The sequence below is a fragment of the Planomicrobium sp. MB-3u-38 genome (assembly GCF_002836425.1).
In the GTDB taxonomy this organism is placed as follows: Bacteria; Bacillota; Bacilli; order Bacillales_A; family Planococcaceae; genus Planococcus; species Planococcus okeanokoites.
Window position 1 is genome coordinate 15,875 of the sequence record NZ_PJBO01000080.1, and the last position, 14,540, is coordinate 30,414.

The following is a 14,540-nucleotide window of genomic DNA, read 5'->3' on the forward strand; positions in this document are numbered from 1 at the left end:
ACAATAATGAAGTACAAATTTCCCTTCCTTCTCTTGTTTATATTATTATTCTTAGCTGCCTGTTCCCTTCCCGGCACGTCCGGTTCATCCACGGTTTCAGATGCTGAAGGCACTACGGAAGCAAGTTCAGCTGAAAGCACCTCCCGGTTTCCGGAGAATCCGAATAAGGATCTGGATTTCGATACGGATAAACTGGAAGATATCTGGTTTGCCGGCGGTTGTTTTTGGGGTGTCGAAACCTATATGGCCCGTGTTTACGGAGTATACGACGTAACTTCCGGCTACGCCAACGGAACAACAGAAAATCCTACTTATAAGGAAGTACTATACGAAAACACTGGTCACGCTGAAACGGTACACGTCCAATATGACCCTGAACGCATCGACCTCGAAAGTCTTGTATCACAGTTTTTCATGATCATTGATCCAACTCTATTGAATCAGCAGGGCAATGATAAAGGTACACAGTACCGCACTGGCGTCTATTATGAAAATGCCGAAGACCGTGCCATTATCGATGGAGTCGTAGCAGCAGAAGCCGAACGTTATGATAAACCGATAGTGACTGAAATCGAACCTTTGGAACATTATTATCTTGCTGAAGAATATCATCAGGATTATCTTGAAAAAAATCCCGACGGTTATTGCCACATCGAATTCGATTCGCTCGAAGACCAGGAAATCCCTTCATTGATCGATCCGGCTGCGTATCCGAAACCGAGTGACGATGAATTGAAAGAAATGCTGACAGAAGTCCAATATAATGTGACACAGGAAGATGCAACCGAAACCGCTTTTTCAAACGAATACTGGGATAATTACGAACCGGGCATTTATGTGGATATCACAACGGGTGAACCGTTGTTTTCATCAGCTGACCAATATGATTCCGGAACCGGCTGGCCAAGCTTCACAAAACCTATCGACCCTGCCGTCGTTACAGAACACGATGATTACAGCGGATTTTTTAAACGCACCGAAATCCGCAGCCGCTCTGGCGACAGCCATCTCGGACACGTTTTTGATGATGGGCCCGAAGACAGGGGCGGCCTGCGATATTGTATGAACAGTGCAGCGCTCCGCTTCATCCCGGCTGAAGAGATGGAAAAAGAAGGATATGGTTATCTTAGTGATTATGTCGATTAAGGGATAGAACCAGATAAAGACGATGGAAAACGGCACATTCAAAAGCGAATGTGCCGTTTTTCCTTTCTTGAGTTTATTTCGCTAATTATTTATTTCATATGCATACTTCTCCTCCGTTTAGGGAATAAGATACAGAGTTTATATATCCATTTATATATTAACTGCTGTTCATGCAGTATAAATATGAAACATCAGCAAATCGGAGGATCGATTATCATGAAAAAGCAGATTACGCTAGGTGATATAGAGTTAAAATGGGATTTGGAAACAGGTGAAGTATTATTTGAAAACGGAGATGTGGTGCTGTTCTGGATCTCGGCAATGGAAACATTTTTCGATTCCATCCGTGAAATTTCAGGCACCGAAGCAACAAAATTGGTATTGGAAACAACCGGCTTCCGCCAAGGGGTCATCGTCGGCGAAGGATTCCTGGACAGAAAAAACATCAACACTTCGAATGTTGTGGAATGGCTGTCCAATACATATGCGCCAGCTGGCTGGGGCAAAGTGAAAATTGTGGAGATGGATGAAGACGCGAAACATTTTACACTTCATATCCAAGATGACTGGGAATTTAAGATGAATCAGCGCAAACAAAAAGGCCTGGAAGGCATTTTTGTCCCTTCCCATTACGCGGGAGTATTGACCGGCCTGTTTGGCACGAATTTCTGGTATTCCACCATCCAATATCAAAACGATGAGAACCCTTACAGCATCGTCAAATATTATCCTTCCGATGTAACCGTTCAATCCAATATCCATGAGATGTCCCGGAAACAGGAAGCGATGAAAATCAAAGAACTTGAGCGGATGGTCGATGATAAAACGAAAATGCTCCAAAACCTTGTCAAAGAACTGTCATCTCCGATCATACCGGTATTGGAAAAAATCGTTGTCGTGCCGATGATCGGAAGCTATGACGAAGACCGTTCAGAAGACCTGATATTCAATACGTTAAGTGAATTGCCGAAACATCAGGCCCAGTACCTTCTGCTCGACCTTACGGGACTGCATAAACATATCTCCGAACATACCGCAATGCTGATTGATAAACTTGGCGCCGCTGCGCGTCTCCTTGGCATTGAAACCATTCTGGTTGGCGTGTCGCCTGAACTGGCAATGGTCATTGTCCAGTCAAACAGCAATTTGAGAAAGTTCGAATGTCTTCAAAGCCTGCAGCACGGCGTTTATTATGCGCTGGGCAAAAGCGGCAGACGAATCGTCTAAACAGATAAAATATCATATGAGCTAATATAAAGCACCGCCCCAGAAAAAACTGAGGCGGCGTTTAATGTTATTTCAACCATTTGTAAAATTCTTAGTTTATGTAGTGATGAGCTTGAGAAAAAAGGGGATGCAGACGGTTTATCGCATGCCTCAGCATTTCTAATCCCAGAAATTAAAGACGATCTGTCCGATTGTTTCCGGCTTCCAATATTTAATCTGCTCTTTTTCACCATTGTTCAATTCTTCAACTGGCAGCTCATTTAAATTTTCTGGAACAGCAGCCTCCAGGATATCGGCAGTCAGGACGGTATAATCCTCCGGTATTGCCTCCGCTCCTTCGGAAAAATTGATGAATTCAATTTTTAATGCTTCTACAGTTTTCGCAAACGCAAGAACCGGATAATGCTTGTTCATGACCAGACAGATAGTGGTGCCGGGCAATTCGAAAAAGGCTTTATGGAAATTTGCAGGATACAGCGTGTCTGTAAACTCCAGAACCCGACCATTCAGCTTTTCCGCAAAATCATCACACAATTTCTTATATTCACTGACATCCACTTCCGATGGCTTCGGTTCATCCGAATTATAAAAACCGCTTATCCCGTAAGGAAGTTCCACTCGAATCACTCGCTTTCCATTAATAGATGAATGGAATAAGCCTTGCTCGCCGCTTCATCCATTCCCGGTATTCTTCGCCAAATTCCTTGACCAATAATTCTTCTTCCCCGTCCATTCTCCTTACCAGCGCCCAACCAACCAATGCGCCGCCAATAATTGCTGTAAGTATGCTTTGGAAAAAAAGCGCCATGCCGACAGCAATCAATAATAATCCGGTATAAAGAGGATGCCGCAGTTTGCGGTAAGGTCCGGTGCTGACAATGCCGTCACCTTCCTGTACCGTGACGTGCCTGGTGAACTGGGCCTTCAGATGAATGATTCCCCAATACCGCAGAAATACACCTGTGCCAAAAAATAAAATTCCTATCATTTTAAACCAGGTGGCTGTCATTTCAAATCGCCGCATTTCACCGACAAGCGCTGCCGCTAAAATCGTCGCGGAAAGTGCCGCGAGGATCAAAAGAAAGGAACGTCTTTCAACAGGGCTTTCTTCTCCTGTCCCGCGATTGCGGAAAAGGATGAACTCTAAAATCCAAATCACTGCAATAGCTGTAAAAACCCAATCCAAAGCTGTCATTTCAAACCTCTGCCTTTCCTGTATCCACATTTAATTTTATAGATAATTCGGACACAAAACAATTTTCAAGCCCTACATGAATCCTCTTCGGCTCCTTTGATGCCATATCCTTATCCCCCGCTATTTATGTTTCCAGCAACTCAAAAAGAGGTACTGAGAAATATATAGTATTTTTACTGGTACTTATGGAGGTGCATCCCAGAATGATTTTTCTCGACTACGCCATTTACCTGGCAATTTCCATGTTCAAATTATTTCTTTTCAGCGTCTATACGGAAACCGAATTTTCCGTCGGTTTTTTCATACTGAACTTTGCAACCGTTCTCGTCCTCTCAAGCTGGACATTATTGCTCAAGGCAAAAACCCGTCGTTGGGTCTTGCTCTCGTTGCTGTTTCTTCACAGCACGCTGGTTGTCTCGGATATTTGGTATTATCGTTATTTCGAAGACCTTCTCAGTGTGATGCTCATTGCTGACGTCCCTCAGATGAGCAGTGTCGGAGGCGGTTTTTTGACCCTTGTCTCCTGGAAAGACCTGATTTTTTTCTTGGATCTCCCTCTTTTCTCTGCCGCATTCCTTTACTTTCGCAATAAAACCGGAACTCTTCCGAAGAACAAAAGGCTGCAATTTGCCAGCGCTGGATTTGCAGCTGGCCTGATTGTTTTCACCGCACCTCTTGCCTGGAGTTATGTGCAAAAAGAAGGCTGGCTTGTAGACAATCCCATTTCAAATATGCGTGAATACTATCAATTGGGGTTCTGGGGCTATCATGGAGCCGACCTGATTAACGGGGCAGCCAGTCTTGCCGGAAGCAGCTCTTTGTCATCCGACCAATTGGATCTGCTGCCTGACGCAATTCCGGAAATTGAAGCAGCATCGATTCCAGAGGATTTGCCTAATATCATCGTGGTTCAACTGGAATCCTTCCAATCTTCGGTCATTGGTCAGGAAATAAATGGAGAAGAATTGACTCCCAATCTCAATCAATTAAAATTGGAAACCATTTACTTCCCGAATTTTTATCATCAAACGCATGAAGGACGGACTTCTGACGCTGAATTTCTTACATTATCTTCATTGCATCCCGTCAAATCAGGATCCGTTTACACACAATATGCCGGCAATGACTTTAACGGCCTGCCCGCCCATCTGCAGCGCTACGGTTATGAAACAGCCGCCATGCATGCATTTGAAAGGACTTTTTGGAACAGGGATAAATTCTATGAAAACATCGGATTCGATAGATTCTATAGCAGGCAGGATTTTTCGGAAGAAGGAAAAATCGGCATGGCATTGAATGACAAAGATTTTTTATCCGAATCCATTGCTTTTGCTTCAGAACAGGAATCTCCCTTCTTTGCTTTCATGGTGGCATTAACAAGCCACACCCCTTATGAATTCCCTCAAGAGCTGGAGAAATTGGATCTTAATGATTACGATGACGACTTGGTTAAAGGGTATTACCATACAGTCCATTACGTCGATGAAGCGGTCGGGGAAATGATCAGCGAACTTAAACAGAAAGGATTATGGGATGACTCACTCGTTATTTTCTACGGCGACCATGACAGCGGTTTGAACCAGAAAGGGACAGAAATGGCAGAAGACGCTAACGCCGAAAGCGTTGTAGAATTATTTGAGTTGGATCAGGGGGTGCCGCTCTTTATAAAAGCGCCAGGATCTTCAGGCGGTGAAATCAACGAAAGTGTAGGTGGCCAGATTGATATCGCTCCGACCATCCTTGACATGATCGGCATCGACCCACCATATTTACTGGGCAGCTCACTGATGGATGAGGAAGAAAATGTCACCCCTTTCCGTGACGGTTCTTTCCGTTACAAAGAATTTTATTATAAACCTGACCTCACAGCCCCTATCGGAAGCGGAACCTGTTATTCGGTGCAGACTGAAGAACAAGTAGCTTTTGAAAACTGCGAAGATGAAGTTGAAGAAGCTGCGGAACAATTACGAACTTCCGATTTGATCATCCATGAAAATGCACTTGAAAAGATAAAAGAGAAATAAGTTTCAGGAAATCCAAAAGGCGATGAAGAGAATTCTCTTCATCGCCTTTTTATTTACATTATTAATTTTTCAGGAAATCCGGGTCTGCAAATGCCGGGTTCGGGTATTTGTAGAAGCCTTCACCGGATTCACGGCCGATTTTCCCTTTATCCAGATATTCAGTCTGCAATAGTTCAGTAAGTTTAACAAACTCTTCCTTACCAGTTGCAGCAGCTTTTGCCTGAACGATATTATGCGCGGTCCGAATACCCACAACATCGAGGATAGCGAATGGCCCAAGCGGCGCTCCTGTTGCAATCATCCACGTTTTATCAACGGTCTGGACATCAGCCACTTCTTTGACGAGCAATAATTCCGCGGCTTCCAGGAACGGTACAAGCAAGGAATTCAGGATATAGCCAGGCTGTTCTTTATAGAGCGGCAATGCAACCATTCCGATAGCCTTTGCAAAGTCGATGACTTCATCGAAGAATTTCATATCGGTTCCCGGATGCTTCATGACTTCCGCAGTGTTGTTGATCCAAATTGTATTGGCGAAGTGCAATGCCAGGAATCTTTCCGGACGTCCTGTCGCTTCCGCAAATTGGCTTGGCAATAACGTCGAAGAATTCGTCACGAACACGGTTTTCTCCGGTGCCACTTCACTTAACTTCTGATAAAATTCGGTTTTTATTTTAACGACTTCAGGAATCGCTTCGATCATAAGGTCCGCTTGCGCGACAGCTTCCGACAAATCGGTATGGAAAGTCAGGCGGTCGTATGCTGAATTCACATCCGCATCGGTTGCTTTCAAATCGTTCTTGTAGTTTTCCTTCAGCTTCATCATTCGCTCTTTCGATTTTCCGATGGCTTCCTCGTTAATATCATAGACAGCCACTTCGAAACCTTTAAATGCGGTTTGGAAAGCGATTTGGCTTCCCAAGACGCCGCTTCCGGCGACGGTTATATTCTTATAATCCATAATATGCATGTCTCCTTTTTATACAGTATATTCCTTCTTTTCCCCTAATGGTAATCTGTAAACACGTTGATAAGAAAAAAGAAGTCTACAAAAAGAATGTAGAAACAACCGTCAAGAAAACTCTTCTCTATGTGAAAAAAACTTACGGCAAATGGATGAAAATTAAACGTTAAGGATGATTCCAGCTCCCGCTCAATGCGGGGGCTTTTTTCAGCAAAAATTTTCACCACGGGTCAATGAGCTTACTGATTGCAGTCTGCACACCCCTTCCCGTAGACTTGATTTGACTACATATTAAACAAATCCAAAATCACTCAATGCCCTGTGAAAGGAGCAATTCAATTGTCTCAAAATTTTTCTGGAAAAACCGCTGTCATTACAGGGGCGAATAGCGGCATCGGCCTGGAAGCGGCAAAAGTGCTTGCTGGAAAGGGCATACATATTATCATGGCCGTGCGCAATGAAGCCAAGGGAGTTGTGGCACGCAAGGAAATTCTGGCTTTGCATCCAGCGGCCACTGTTGAAATAAGAATGCTGGATGTAGCTGATCTGGCAAGTGTGCGTACATTTGCTGATGAAATTCTTCGTGATTTCGCTGCCCTCGACTTGCTGATCAATAATGCGGGTGTCATGATGCCGCCCTATTCAAAAACAAAAGACGGCTTTGAAATGCAGTTCGGCAGTAATCACCTCGGCCATTTCGCTTTGACCGCGCTGCTATTCCCTTTGATTGATCGAACTCCCGATTCACGCATTGTAACGACCGGAAGTCTGGCACATAACCGGGGATCCATTGATTTTGAGAACTTGGACGGCTCGAAAGGCTATAAAGCCAAAAAATTCTATAACCAAAGCAAACTGGCCAATATGCTGTTTGCTTTGGAGCTCGACCGGCTTCTGAAAAAACATGGGTCCGGCACGATCAGCGTCATCTGCCATCCAGGCGTTTCCGCCACCAATATATTCAAATTAGGCAAAAAAGACGCGCCTCTTTTCCTGCGGAATCTTGCCAATAAATATTATCTGCAGCCACCGGCAATTGGCGCGCTTGCAACAGTCCATGCAGCAACAGCTCCCGATTTAACAGGCGGTGAATATATCGGACCCGATGGACCTGGCCGTCGCAAAGGCTATCCGTCACTCGAGACGCCACATCCATCAGCCCTCGACGAAGAAGTTGCGAAACAATTATGGAAAGTTTCGGAGGAATTGACCGGCGTGAAGTTTGATTTCGGAGAATGATGTGATTGGGGTGCGGGTTGATTTGATTGGGGTGCGGCTTGAACCATTTGGGGTGCGGCTTGAACCATTTGGGGTGCGGCTTGAACCATTTGGGGTGCGGGTCGAACTGGTTGGGTTGCGGGTCGATAAAATACGCGCTTTAACTCCCAACATCTTCTACTCAATGCAATTGGATTTGCTTAAATCCCCCCCTTTAGTTGCAATCATGCTTTTCAGCTGCAATCGTAACCAATAAAAGATTGTCACCCCACCGGATCGGGTAAATAATCACCAGCAAGGTTTTATTGCTTAGAGCCAACAGAAACTACTTATCAGAAAAGGTGATCTTATGAAAAAGACTGCAAATCTCACAGCTACCGGCTGGAATTTGGATAATAGCTACGCGCGCCTGCCAGAGAAACTTTTCACAAAAACTGTTCCTGAACCGGCACGCGAGTCAGCATTGATTCTTTTCAACGGCGACTTGGCGGAATCTCTCGGCCTCGATGCTCAAACGATGAACACTGAAGACGGTGCAAAAGTACTGTCAGGCACAAAAGTTCCTGAAAGCGCAGAACCGATTGCACAAGCATATGCCGGCCATCAATTCGGCAACTTCACGATGCTTGGCGACGGCCGTGCCATATTGCTTGGCGAACAAATTACACCTGAAGGACAGCGTTTTGACATTCAGTTGAAAGGTTCAGGGAAAACCGCATATTCAAGAGGCGGCGACGGCCGCGCCGCACTGGGCCCGATGCTGCGTGAATATATCATCAGTGAAGCCATGCACGGGCTCGGCATCCCGACAAGCCGCAGTCTGGCTGTCGCAACTACCGGCATCCCGGTAGTACGCGAGTCTTTTCTTCCAGGTGCTGTGCTGACACGTGTGGCGTCCAGCCATCTGCGCTTCGGGACATTCCAGTTCGCGGCGCAATGGGGGACGTTTGAAGAACTCAAAGCTCTGGCGGATTACGCAATCGACCGCCATTACCCATCTGCACAGGACAGCGAAAATCCCTATCTTGAATTATTGAAAAACGTAATTGCGAATCACGCACAGCTCGTCGCAAAATGGCAGCTCGCCGGGTTTATTCACGGTGTCATGAACACGGACAATATGACGATCAGCGGTGAAACGATCGACTACGGTCCTTGCGCCTTCCTCGATACCTATGAACCGGGCCGTGTATTCAGTTCTATCGATTTCTACGGCCGCTATGCCTACAGCAATCAGCCGAAAATCACCGGTTGGAATCTGGCGCGTTTTGCCGAAACTTTGCTTCCGCTGATTGATGAAAATCAAGAGCAGGCAGTTGAAATGGCCCAGGATTTATTGGGTGATTTCGGCAATCAATTCCAGGAAAACTGGACAGCGGGCATGAAGGCGAAACTCGGTTTATTTGGCAATGAAGACGGTGATGACCAGCTGATTGATGATCTGCTGAAGCTGATGCACGACCATAAAGCGGATTATACGAATACATTCCGTGCATTGACATTCGATAAGCTTGAAGAAATGCCGCTTGCCGGCAAAGAAGGCTTTAACGCATGGTATGCGGCTTGGAAATCCCGGCTTGATGAACAAGCCGAAAGCCCGGAAACCTCACACGAACTGATGCGCAGCAGTAATCCCGCCGTCATTCCCCGTAATCACCGCGTCGAAGAAGCGATTGAAGCGGCGGTCAGCAGACAGGATTACAGTCTGGCTGAAAAATTGGTGGAGGCAGTCAAAAGCCCTTACGCCCATTCGAGTGAACAGCTTGCATTTACTGATGCCCCTCCTCCAGAGGAAGAACGCACATTTAAAACTTATTGCGGAACATGATTAAGAAAAGCCATCGAAGAAAATCTTCGATGGCTTTTTTCTATCATACTTTTCCTCAGTTTTCCTGAACTTCTCTGAATTGCATCTCTGGATCCCTGGCAAGTTCAAATCTATAATTCTCGCCTGGCCTGAGTTCCATCGGAGCGGTTTTGCCTGCAGACTCTTCCACTCCATCAATCATGGCGATTGCTTCGATAATGACTGGTTCGTCGAAATTGATGTCCTGTGTAAGGATTTCAAAGTCTAAAGTTTCTCCCATGACAATCAGCGATTCGTCCGCGTTCATCGCTGTCGGTGATGCCTGCACCATATCGTTCTGGTAAAGCTTCAGTTCAATAGATGTGATTTGACGGGCTGAACTGTTCGTAACTTGTATGATCGCGGCTTCTTCAGTCTCAGCCGTTTCCGTTTCTTCAGAACACGCCATCAATACTGATCCTGTGATCAATATAAATATCATTAAATATAATTTCTTCATGCCAGCCTCCCGTAAACTTTATTGTAAAACTGATTGCTTTTGCGATTCTTCTCATCCCTTTATACATTACCCTTATTTCAAGACAGCCATACCTATGGCTCCCCCTTCCTGCAAATCCTTTCATTTTTGATGAATGCCCTGTTTATTGATACAATATTCTGTGTAGGGTTTTATTACAGTTTCTCTCAAATCAATCAAAGGAGTTGGGACAATGAATCAAGAACAATTTGAACTCGTGAAAAATGGAAAAGGGTTTATTGCAGCGCTGGATCAAAGTGGCGGCAGTACGCCAAAAGCCTTGGCACAATATGGTGTCTCAGAAGATTCTTATTCAAACGAAGATGAAATGTATGATCTGATCCATGAAATGCGCACTCGCGTCATGACAGCACCCGCCTTCAATTCCGAGTCGATTATCGGCGCCATCCTGTTTGAACAGACGATGGACCGGAAAGTGGAAGGAAAATATACTCCGGATTATCTTTGGGAAGAAAAAGGTGTCGTGCCTTTCCTGAAAGTCGACAAAGGATTGGCGGATGAAGAGAACGGCGTCCAGCTGATGAAGCCTAATCCTGGTTTGGACGAACTATTGAAACGCGCAAACGAGCGTAATGTCTTCGGTACAAAAATGCGTTCCGTAGTCAATAAAGCGAATGCGGATGGCATCAAAAAAGTTGTTGAACAGCAATTTGAAGTCGCAGATCAAATTTTGTCTGCCGGCCTCGTTCCGATCATCGAACCTGAAGTCAATATCCATAGTGAAGACAAAGCGGAGTCTGAAGAGATTCTCAAAAAAGAGATTCTGAATCACTTGGATAACTTAAGCGAAGACAAAAACGTCATGCTCAAACTGTCGATCCCGACAGTTGATAATTTCTATAAGGAATTGATTGAACATCCGCGTGTTGTGCGGGTCGTTGCACTTTCCGGCGGCTACTCCCGTGATGAAGCCAACCTGAAGCTGACTGCCAACGAAGGCTTGATCGCAAGTTTCTCAAGAGGCTTATCTGAAGGCTTGAATGCCAGCCAGTCTGATGAGGAATTCAACAAGATGATCCAGGAATCGGTGAAAACAATTTATCTTGCGTCAATTACTTGATTTCCATAAAAGATGCTCCCTGTCGGGGGCTCTTTTGTTTTATTGCGATTATATCTGCTTTCCCTGTAACTTTTCTGCCGGTCGACCGTTCAAATAGGAAAGCAGCTAAACATGAGTATTCAGTATTTTATCGGACCGGGGAGGATTTAAGATGAAAAAACCAAAAGTATTGGCCGCCTTCTTATTGCTGTCGTTGACATTCTTTTTGGCAGCTTGTGGCGCGTCTGGCACAGTTGAACCGGACATGGGCAACGGCTCGTCCGATGGAATCGTGGAAGATGAGGTGACAGCATTGCTTGAACAAATGGACAGCAATCTTTATCGCTATACAGTGAACAATCAGACTGATGAAACGATGACTTACGAATTCACAAGCGGTCAGCGCTATGACTACACAATATCCAACCAGGACGGCGATGAGCTTTACAGATTGTCATCTGTCAGCACATATATGCAGGCGCTTGGCGAAGAGACCATCGAGCCTGGTGAAAAGCTGGAATATGAATTCGAAGTGCCTTCGAATGATCTTGAACCTGGAACCTACCAGCTTAACGCATGGCTGACACCCCAGGAAGGTCCGAAATACGAAGCTGAAACCGAGCTTACAGTCGAATAGAATTTCGGGCGGCCCTCTTTGGAGAGGCCGCTTTTTTAATGTGCTAAATTTTCCCCCTTACTGACTTTCACCTCCTAAAGGAATATAATAGAACCTGTCTGTTTATAGATGCAGGCGTAAAAGCTGTTCTATATATTGAAGAATGGCTGATGGAGGAGAATTTATGAACGCAAAAGCATTTTCTTTAGCATTATTTTCAGTAGTTATATGGGGTTCCTCATTTGCGGCAATCCGCGTCGGTCTCCAAGGCGGCTATGATACTGGACAAAATGTCCTTGTCCGTTTCCTCATTGCTTCGTCGTTATTTCTCGTATATGCATTATGGCCGGGAGTGAAATTTCAACTGCCGCATAAAGGCGACTTACTTCGCCTGCTGTTTCTGGGGTGGATTGGCATCAGTGTCTATCATATTTTTGTGACATTCGGCATGGAAACCATATCAGCTGGAACTGCCGGCATGCTGGTTGGATCCGGTCCGATCTTCACAGCGCTGATTGCTGCCGTCGTCCTGAAAGAACGCCTCACTCGGATCGGCTGGCTCGGCATGGCTATCGGTTTTATCGGCATCAGTTTCATTGCATTCGGATCGAACGGGGGAGCTCTGACACTGACGAACGGAGCGCTGCTCGTAGTAATCGCCGCTTTCGCTTCCGCCGCTTTCTTTGTGTTCCAGAAACCGTTATTGAAGAAGTATACTGCTATTGAGTTGACCGCCTATTTTACGTGGGCAGGCACTCTTCCGTTCTTCATCTTTTCACCTGGTCTGGTGACTACTTTACAGAACGCGACGCTGGAAGCGCATTTGGCTACTCTTTATGTCGGCATCTTCCCTGCTGCGATCGCCTATGTGACGTGGGCAACAGCGTTATCGCTTGCGAATGCAAGCTCGGTCTCCAGCGTGATTTATCTGGAACCGGCAGTAGCCATCGTCGTTTCCTGGATGTGGCTTCATGAATTGCCGACCGGCGTTTCACTTATTGGCGGCATCATTGCAATTGCAGGGGTCATACTTGTAAATGCCCTTGGCCGCAGTAAAAGAGTTTTATCGCCAGAGATCGCGGAAGCATAAAAATAAATCCATTAACAGCAAAAAGGAAGCAATTCGCCAGGCGAATTGCTTCCTTTTATAATTTCGGTTCCATTTTCTCTTTGAAATACTCTTTTACCACTGTATCTGCATACAAGTCATGAGGCAATTTGGTACCTTCATAGAAATCATATTTTTCACGGTCCCTTAAATAAGAGATAGTACTGATGGAATCACGGTGGACCAGTCTTTTTAGTATTTGTTCAGAGCTTAGCGCACTGCCATCTGTCGTATCAATGACGATTCCCGCCATTTTATGTCCGATTGTTTGTCCGCTCATCCGCATCTGGGCATATTCCAAGCCCCAGAAAATAAGCGATGGTGCAAGTGCATCATAAGCCGCTTTGTTCTTCAATTTATTCCGTAACAACGGCTCCAGCGCAGCCGTGACACCCATTGTAATAACTGTATCGATTGCCATCGCTTTGATGCGTTTCTTCATTAATCGTTTCATGTGTCATCCTCCTTCAGTTATGAACTTCTTCATTGGATTCTACCATGATGCCGGGAAAAACGGTTACACGGTTGCGTCCTTGCCGTTTTGATTGGTATAAAGACTGATCCGCTTCTTCAATCATTTCCTCGAGCGGCGCCCCGCCTTCAGTATAGCTTACCCCAATCGAGACTGTCAGAACCCCTTCAGGCTGCTTCTCTTCGCCTTCGAAACGAAATTCCTGGATGTTCTTCCTAATCCGTTCAGCCATCATCGCTGCTTCAGCCTCATCTTTCGGCGCTGCCAGGCAGCAGATGAATTCCTCGCCGCCATACCTCGCGATAAAGTCCTCTTTTCTTGTAGAATCCTTAAGGATCTGGGCAACGGATCGCAGAATCGCATCCCCTTTTTGATGCCCATGGGTATCGTTATAGACTTTAAAGTAATCCACATCCAGCATCACGATTCCCATCGGCAATTGCTTTACCACCAGTTTAGCCACATTATTTTTAAAAAAGCGGATATTGGGCAATTGGGTCATCGGATCCCTATTCGAATAAAATTCAAGTTCCTCTTTTAGCAGACTGCTCCTGTTTTCACCGTTCAGTATCAAAGCCATGGAAAACACTGCTACGGCCGCAAAAATGAACATACCAATAATGATTGTTAAATTGACCGGAGTCGACGCGATCATCCAAACAGACTTTATCAACTCATACACCAAAAATGCAACCAGCATTTTCCGGATGTTCAAGATGCCGAAAAACTGGTCTTTCCGTTTTCTGTCATGTAAAAGGCTCCCCACGATAATCGGCAGAAGAATAGCTTGCAAAATTCCCATAATCATTGTCGGACCGCCAAGATAGGCCCGAAAAGCTGTTGGCAGAACCGCAGAAAGCAAGCCGTATTGCCAGCCGCCTACATAGGATATGAAAAATAACGGCACTTCGCGCAAATCCAGGCGCATGCCCTCATATAAGTATGGATTATACATAATCGAAAATGTCAGAAATCCAAAAAATGCTGAAATGATGATGCGCTGTTTAAATGGATCTGACCAATCCAAAATCAACGCTTCTTTAGATTTTATCGCCAGATACATAAGTGCAATGATCAGCGCCATATTTTCCAAAAAGAAAAACAGTAAATCCCCCATAATACAACTCCTAATTTTAAGTTCCTGAATAGTTTACCAGTATTACCAAAAATAATACATCGGATTTTC

At 45.2% G+C, this 14,540-nt stretch carries 14 protein-coding genes; 8 read left to right on the top strand and 6 right to left on the bottom strand.

What is annotated here, in order from left to right:
* Positions 1-6 precede the first annotated feature (6 nt).
* A complete protein-coding gene (msrB, locus tag CXF70_RS16810; protein ID WP_101803614.1) occupies positions 7-1,146 on the top strand; it encodes a peptide-methionine (R)-S-oxide reductase MsrB in 1,140 nt (379 codons plus the stop codon).
* A 216-nt stretch (positions 1,147-1,362) separates the two neighbouring features.
* On the top strand, positions 1,363-2,373 hold the full coding sequence (locus CXF70_RS16815; protein WP_341201224.1) for an STAS domain-containing protein: 1,011 nt from the start codon (positions 1,363-1,365) through the stop codon (positions 2,371-2,373).
* A 159-nt stretch (positions 2,374-2,532) separates the two neighbouring features.
* Here the strand turns inward: CXF70_RS16815 and CXF70_RS16820 are convergent, their stop codons facing one another.
* Complete coding sequence (locus tag CXF70_RS16820) at positions 2,533-2,991, bottom strand: hypothetical protein (protein WP_101803615.1); 459 nt, start codon at positions 2,989-2,991, stop codon at positions 2,533-2,535.
* Between the two features lie 19 nt (positions 2,992-3,010).
* Positions 3,011-3,568 carry a methyltransferase family protein gene (locus tag CXF70_RS16825; protein WP_084242693.1) on the bottom strand — a complete coding sequence of 186 codons (558 nt, stop codon included), beginning with the start codon at positions 3,566-3,568 and terminating at the stop codon, positions 3,011-3,013.
* A gap of 203 nt (positions 3,569-3,771) precedes the next feature.
* On the opposite strand from CXF70_RS16825, the gene CXF70_RS16830 reads away from it, so the two are divergent.
* The gene (locus CXF70_RS16830; RefSeq protein WP_101803616.1) at positions 3,772-5,592 is read left to right on the top strand and encodes an LTA synthase family protein; all 1,821 of its coding nucleotides are present in this window, start codon (positions 3,772-3,774) and stop codon (positions 5,590-5,592) included.
* 61 nt (positions 5,593-5,653) lie between these two features.
* Here the strand turns inward: CXF70_RS16830 and CXF70_RS16835 are convergent, their stop codons facing one another.
* Complete coding sequence (locus CXF70_RS16835; RefSeq protein WP_084242695.1) at positions 5,654-6,553, bottom strand: 3-hydroxyacyl-CoA dehydrogenase; 900 nt, start codon at positions 6,551-6,553, stop codon at positions 5,654-5,656.
* A 342-nt stretch (positions 6,554-6,895) separates the two neighbouring features.
* On the opposite strand from CXF70_RS16835, the gene CXF70_RS16840 reads away from it, so the two are divergent.
* Positions 6,896-7,795, top strand: coding sequence for an oxidoreductase (locus tag CXF70_RS16840; protein WP_233208673.1), 900 nt, complete (start codon positions 6,896-6,898; stop codon positions 7,793-7,795).
* A gap of 328 nt (positions 7,796-8,123) precedes the next feature.
* A complete protein-coding gene (locus tag CXF70_RS16850; protein WP_101803618.1) occupies positions 8,124-9,602 on the top strand; it encodes a protein adenylyltransferase SelO in 1,479 nt (492 codons plus the stop codon).
* Positions 9,603-9,657: 55 nt separating this feature from the next.
* On the opposite strand, the gene CXF70_RS16855 is transcribed toward CXF70_RS16850, so the two are convergent.
* On the bottom strand, positions 9,658-10,080 hold the full coding sequence (locus tag CXF70_RS16855) for a hypothetical protein (RefSeq protein WP_101803619.1): 423 nt from the start codon (positions 10,078-10,080) through the stop codon (positions 9,658-9,660).
* 211 nt (positions 10,081-10,291) lie between these two features.
* Here CXF70_RS16855 and CXF70_RS16860 point away from each other — a divergent pair, with 211 nt between their 5' ends.
* The 3 genes from CXF70_RS16860 (at position 10,292) to CXF70_RS16870 (ending at position 12,864) form a co-directional block, all read left to right on the top strand.
* Positions 10,292-11,179, top strand: a complete 888-nt coding sequence (locus tag CXF70_RS16860; RefSeq protein WP_084242699.1) for a fructose bisphosphate aldolase — start codon at positions 10,292-10,294, stop codon at positions 11,177-11,179.
* Between the two features lie 151 nt (positions 11,180-11,330).
* Positions 11,331-11,795, top strand: coding sequence for a BsuPI-related putative proteinase inhibitor (locus tag CXF70_RS16865; protein ID WP_101803620.1), 465 nt, complete (start codon positions 11,331-11,333; stop codon positions 11,793-11,795).
* A 163-nt stretch (positions 11,796-11,958) separates the two neighbouring features.
* The gene (locus CXF70_RS16870; RefSeq protein WP_101803621.1) at positions 11,959-12,864 is read left to right on the top strand and encodes a DMT family transporter; all 906 of its coding nucleotides are present in this window, start codon (positions 11,959-11,961) and stop codon (positions 12,862-12,864) included.
* A 55-nt stretch (positions 12,865-12,919) separates the two neighbouring features.
* Here the strand turns inward: CXF70_RS16870 and CXF70_RS16875 are convergent, their stop codons facing one another.
* Together CXF70_RS16875 and CXF70_RS16880 are read right to left on the bottom strand one after the other, a co-directional pair.
* Positions 12,920-13,336, bottom strand: coding sequence for an RDD family protein (locus tag CXF70_RS16875; protein WP_101803622.1), 417 nt, complete (start codon positions 13,334-13,336; stop codon positions 12,920-12,922).
* Between the two features lie 13 nt (positions 13,337-13,349).
* On the bottom strand, positions 13,350-14,471 hold the full coding sequence (locus tag CXF70_RS16880; RefSeq protein ID WP_101803623.1) for a GGDEF domain-containing protein: 1,122 nt from the start codon (positions 14,469-14,471) through the stop codon (positions 13,350-13,352).
* Positions 14,472-14,540 lie beyond the last annotated feature (69 nt).

What these genes read in the sequence shown, in the direction of transcription:
- msrB (WP_101803614.1), top strand. Translation starts at nt 7, where the DNA reads ATGAAGTACAAATTTCCCTTCCTTCTCTTGTTTATATTATTATTCTTA.
- CXF70_RS16815 (WP_341201224.1), top strand. Translation starts at nt 1,363, where the DNA reads ATGAAAAAGCAGATTACGCTAGGTGATATAGAGTTAAAATGGGATTTG.
- CXF70_RS16825 (WP_084242693.1), bottom strand. Translation starts at nt 3,568, where the DNA reads ATGACAGCTTTGGATTGGGTTTTTACAGCTATTGCAGTGATTTGGATT.
- CXF70_RS16830 (WP_101803616.1), top strand. Translation starts at nt 3,772, where the DNA reads ATGATTTTTCTCGACTACGCCATTTACCTGGCAATTTCCATGTTCAAA.
- CXF70_RS16835 (WP_084242695.1), bottom strand. Translation starts at nt 6,553, where the DNA reads ATGGATTATAAGAATATAACCGTCGCCGGAAGCGGCGTCTTGGGAAGC.
- CXF70_RS16850 (WP_101803618.1), top strand. Translation starts at nt 8,124, where the DNA reads ATGAAAAAGACTGCAAATCTCACAGCTACCGGCTGGAATTTGGATAAT.
- CXF70_RS16855 (WP_101803619.1), bottom strand. Translation starts at nt 10,080, where the DNA reads ATGAAGAAATTATATTTAATGATATTTATATTGATCACAGGATCAGTA.
- CXF70_RS16860 (WP_084242699.1), top strand. Translation starts at nt 10,292, where the DNA reads ATGAATCAAGAACAATTTGAACTCGTGAAAAATGGAAAAGGGTTTATT.
- CXF70_RS16865 (WP_101803620.1), top strand. Translation starts at nt 11,331, where the DNA reads ATGAAAAAACCAAAAGTATTGGCCGCCTTCTTATTGCTGTCGTTGACA.
- CXF70_RS16870 (WP_101803621.1), top strand. Translation starts at nt 11,959, where the DNA reads ATGAACGCAAAAGCATTTTCTTTAGCATTATTTTCAGTAGTTATATGG.
- CXF70_RS16875 (WP_101803622.1), bottom strand. Translation starts at nt 13,336, where the DNA reads ATGAAACGATTAATGAAGAAACGCATCAAAGCGATGGCAATCGATACA.
- CXF70_RS16880 (WP_101803623.1), bottom strand. Translation starts at nt 14,471, where the DNA reads ATGGGGGATTTACTGTTTTTCTTTTTGGAAAATATGGCGCTGATCATT.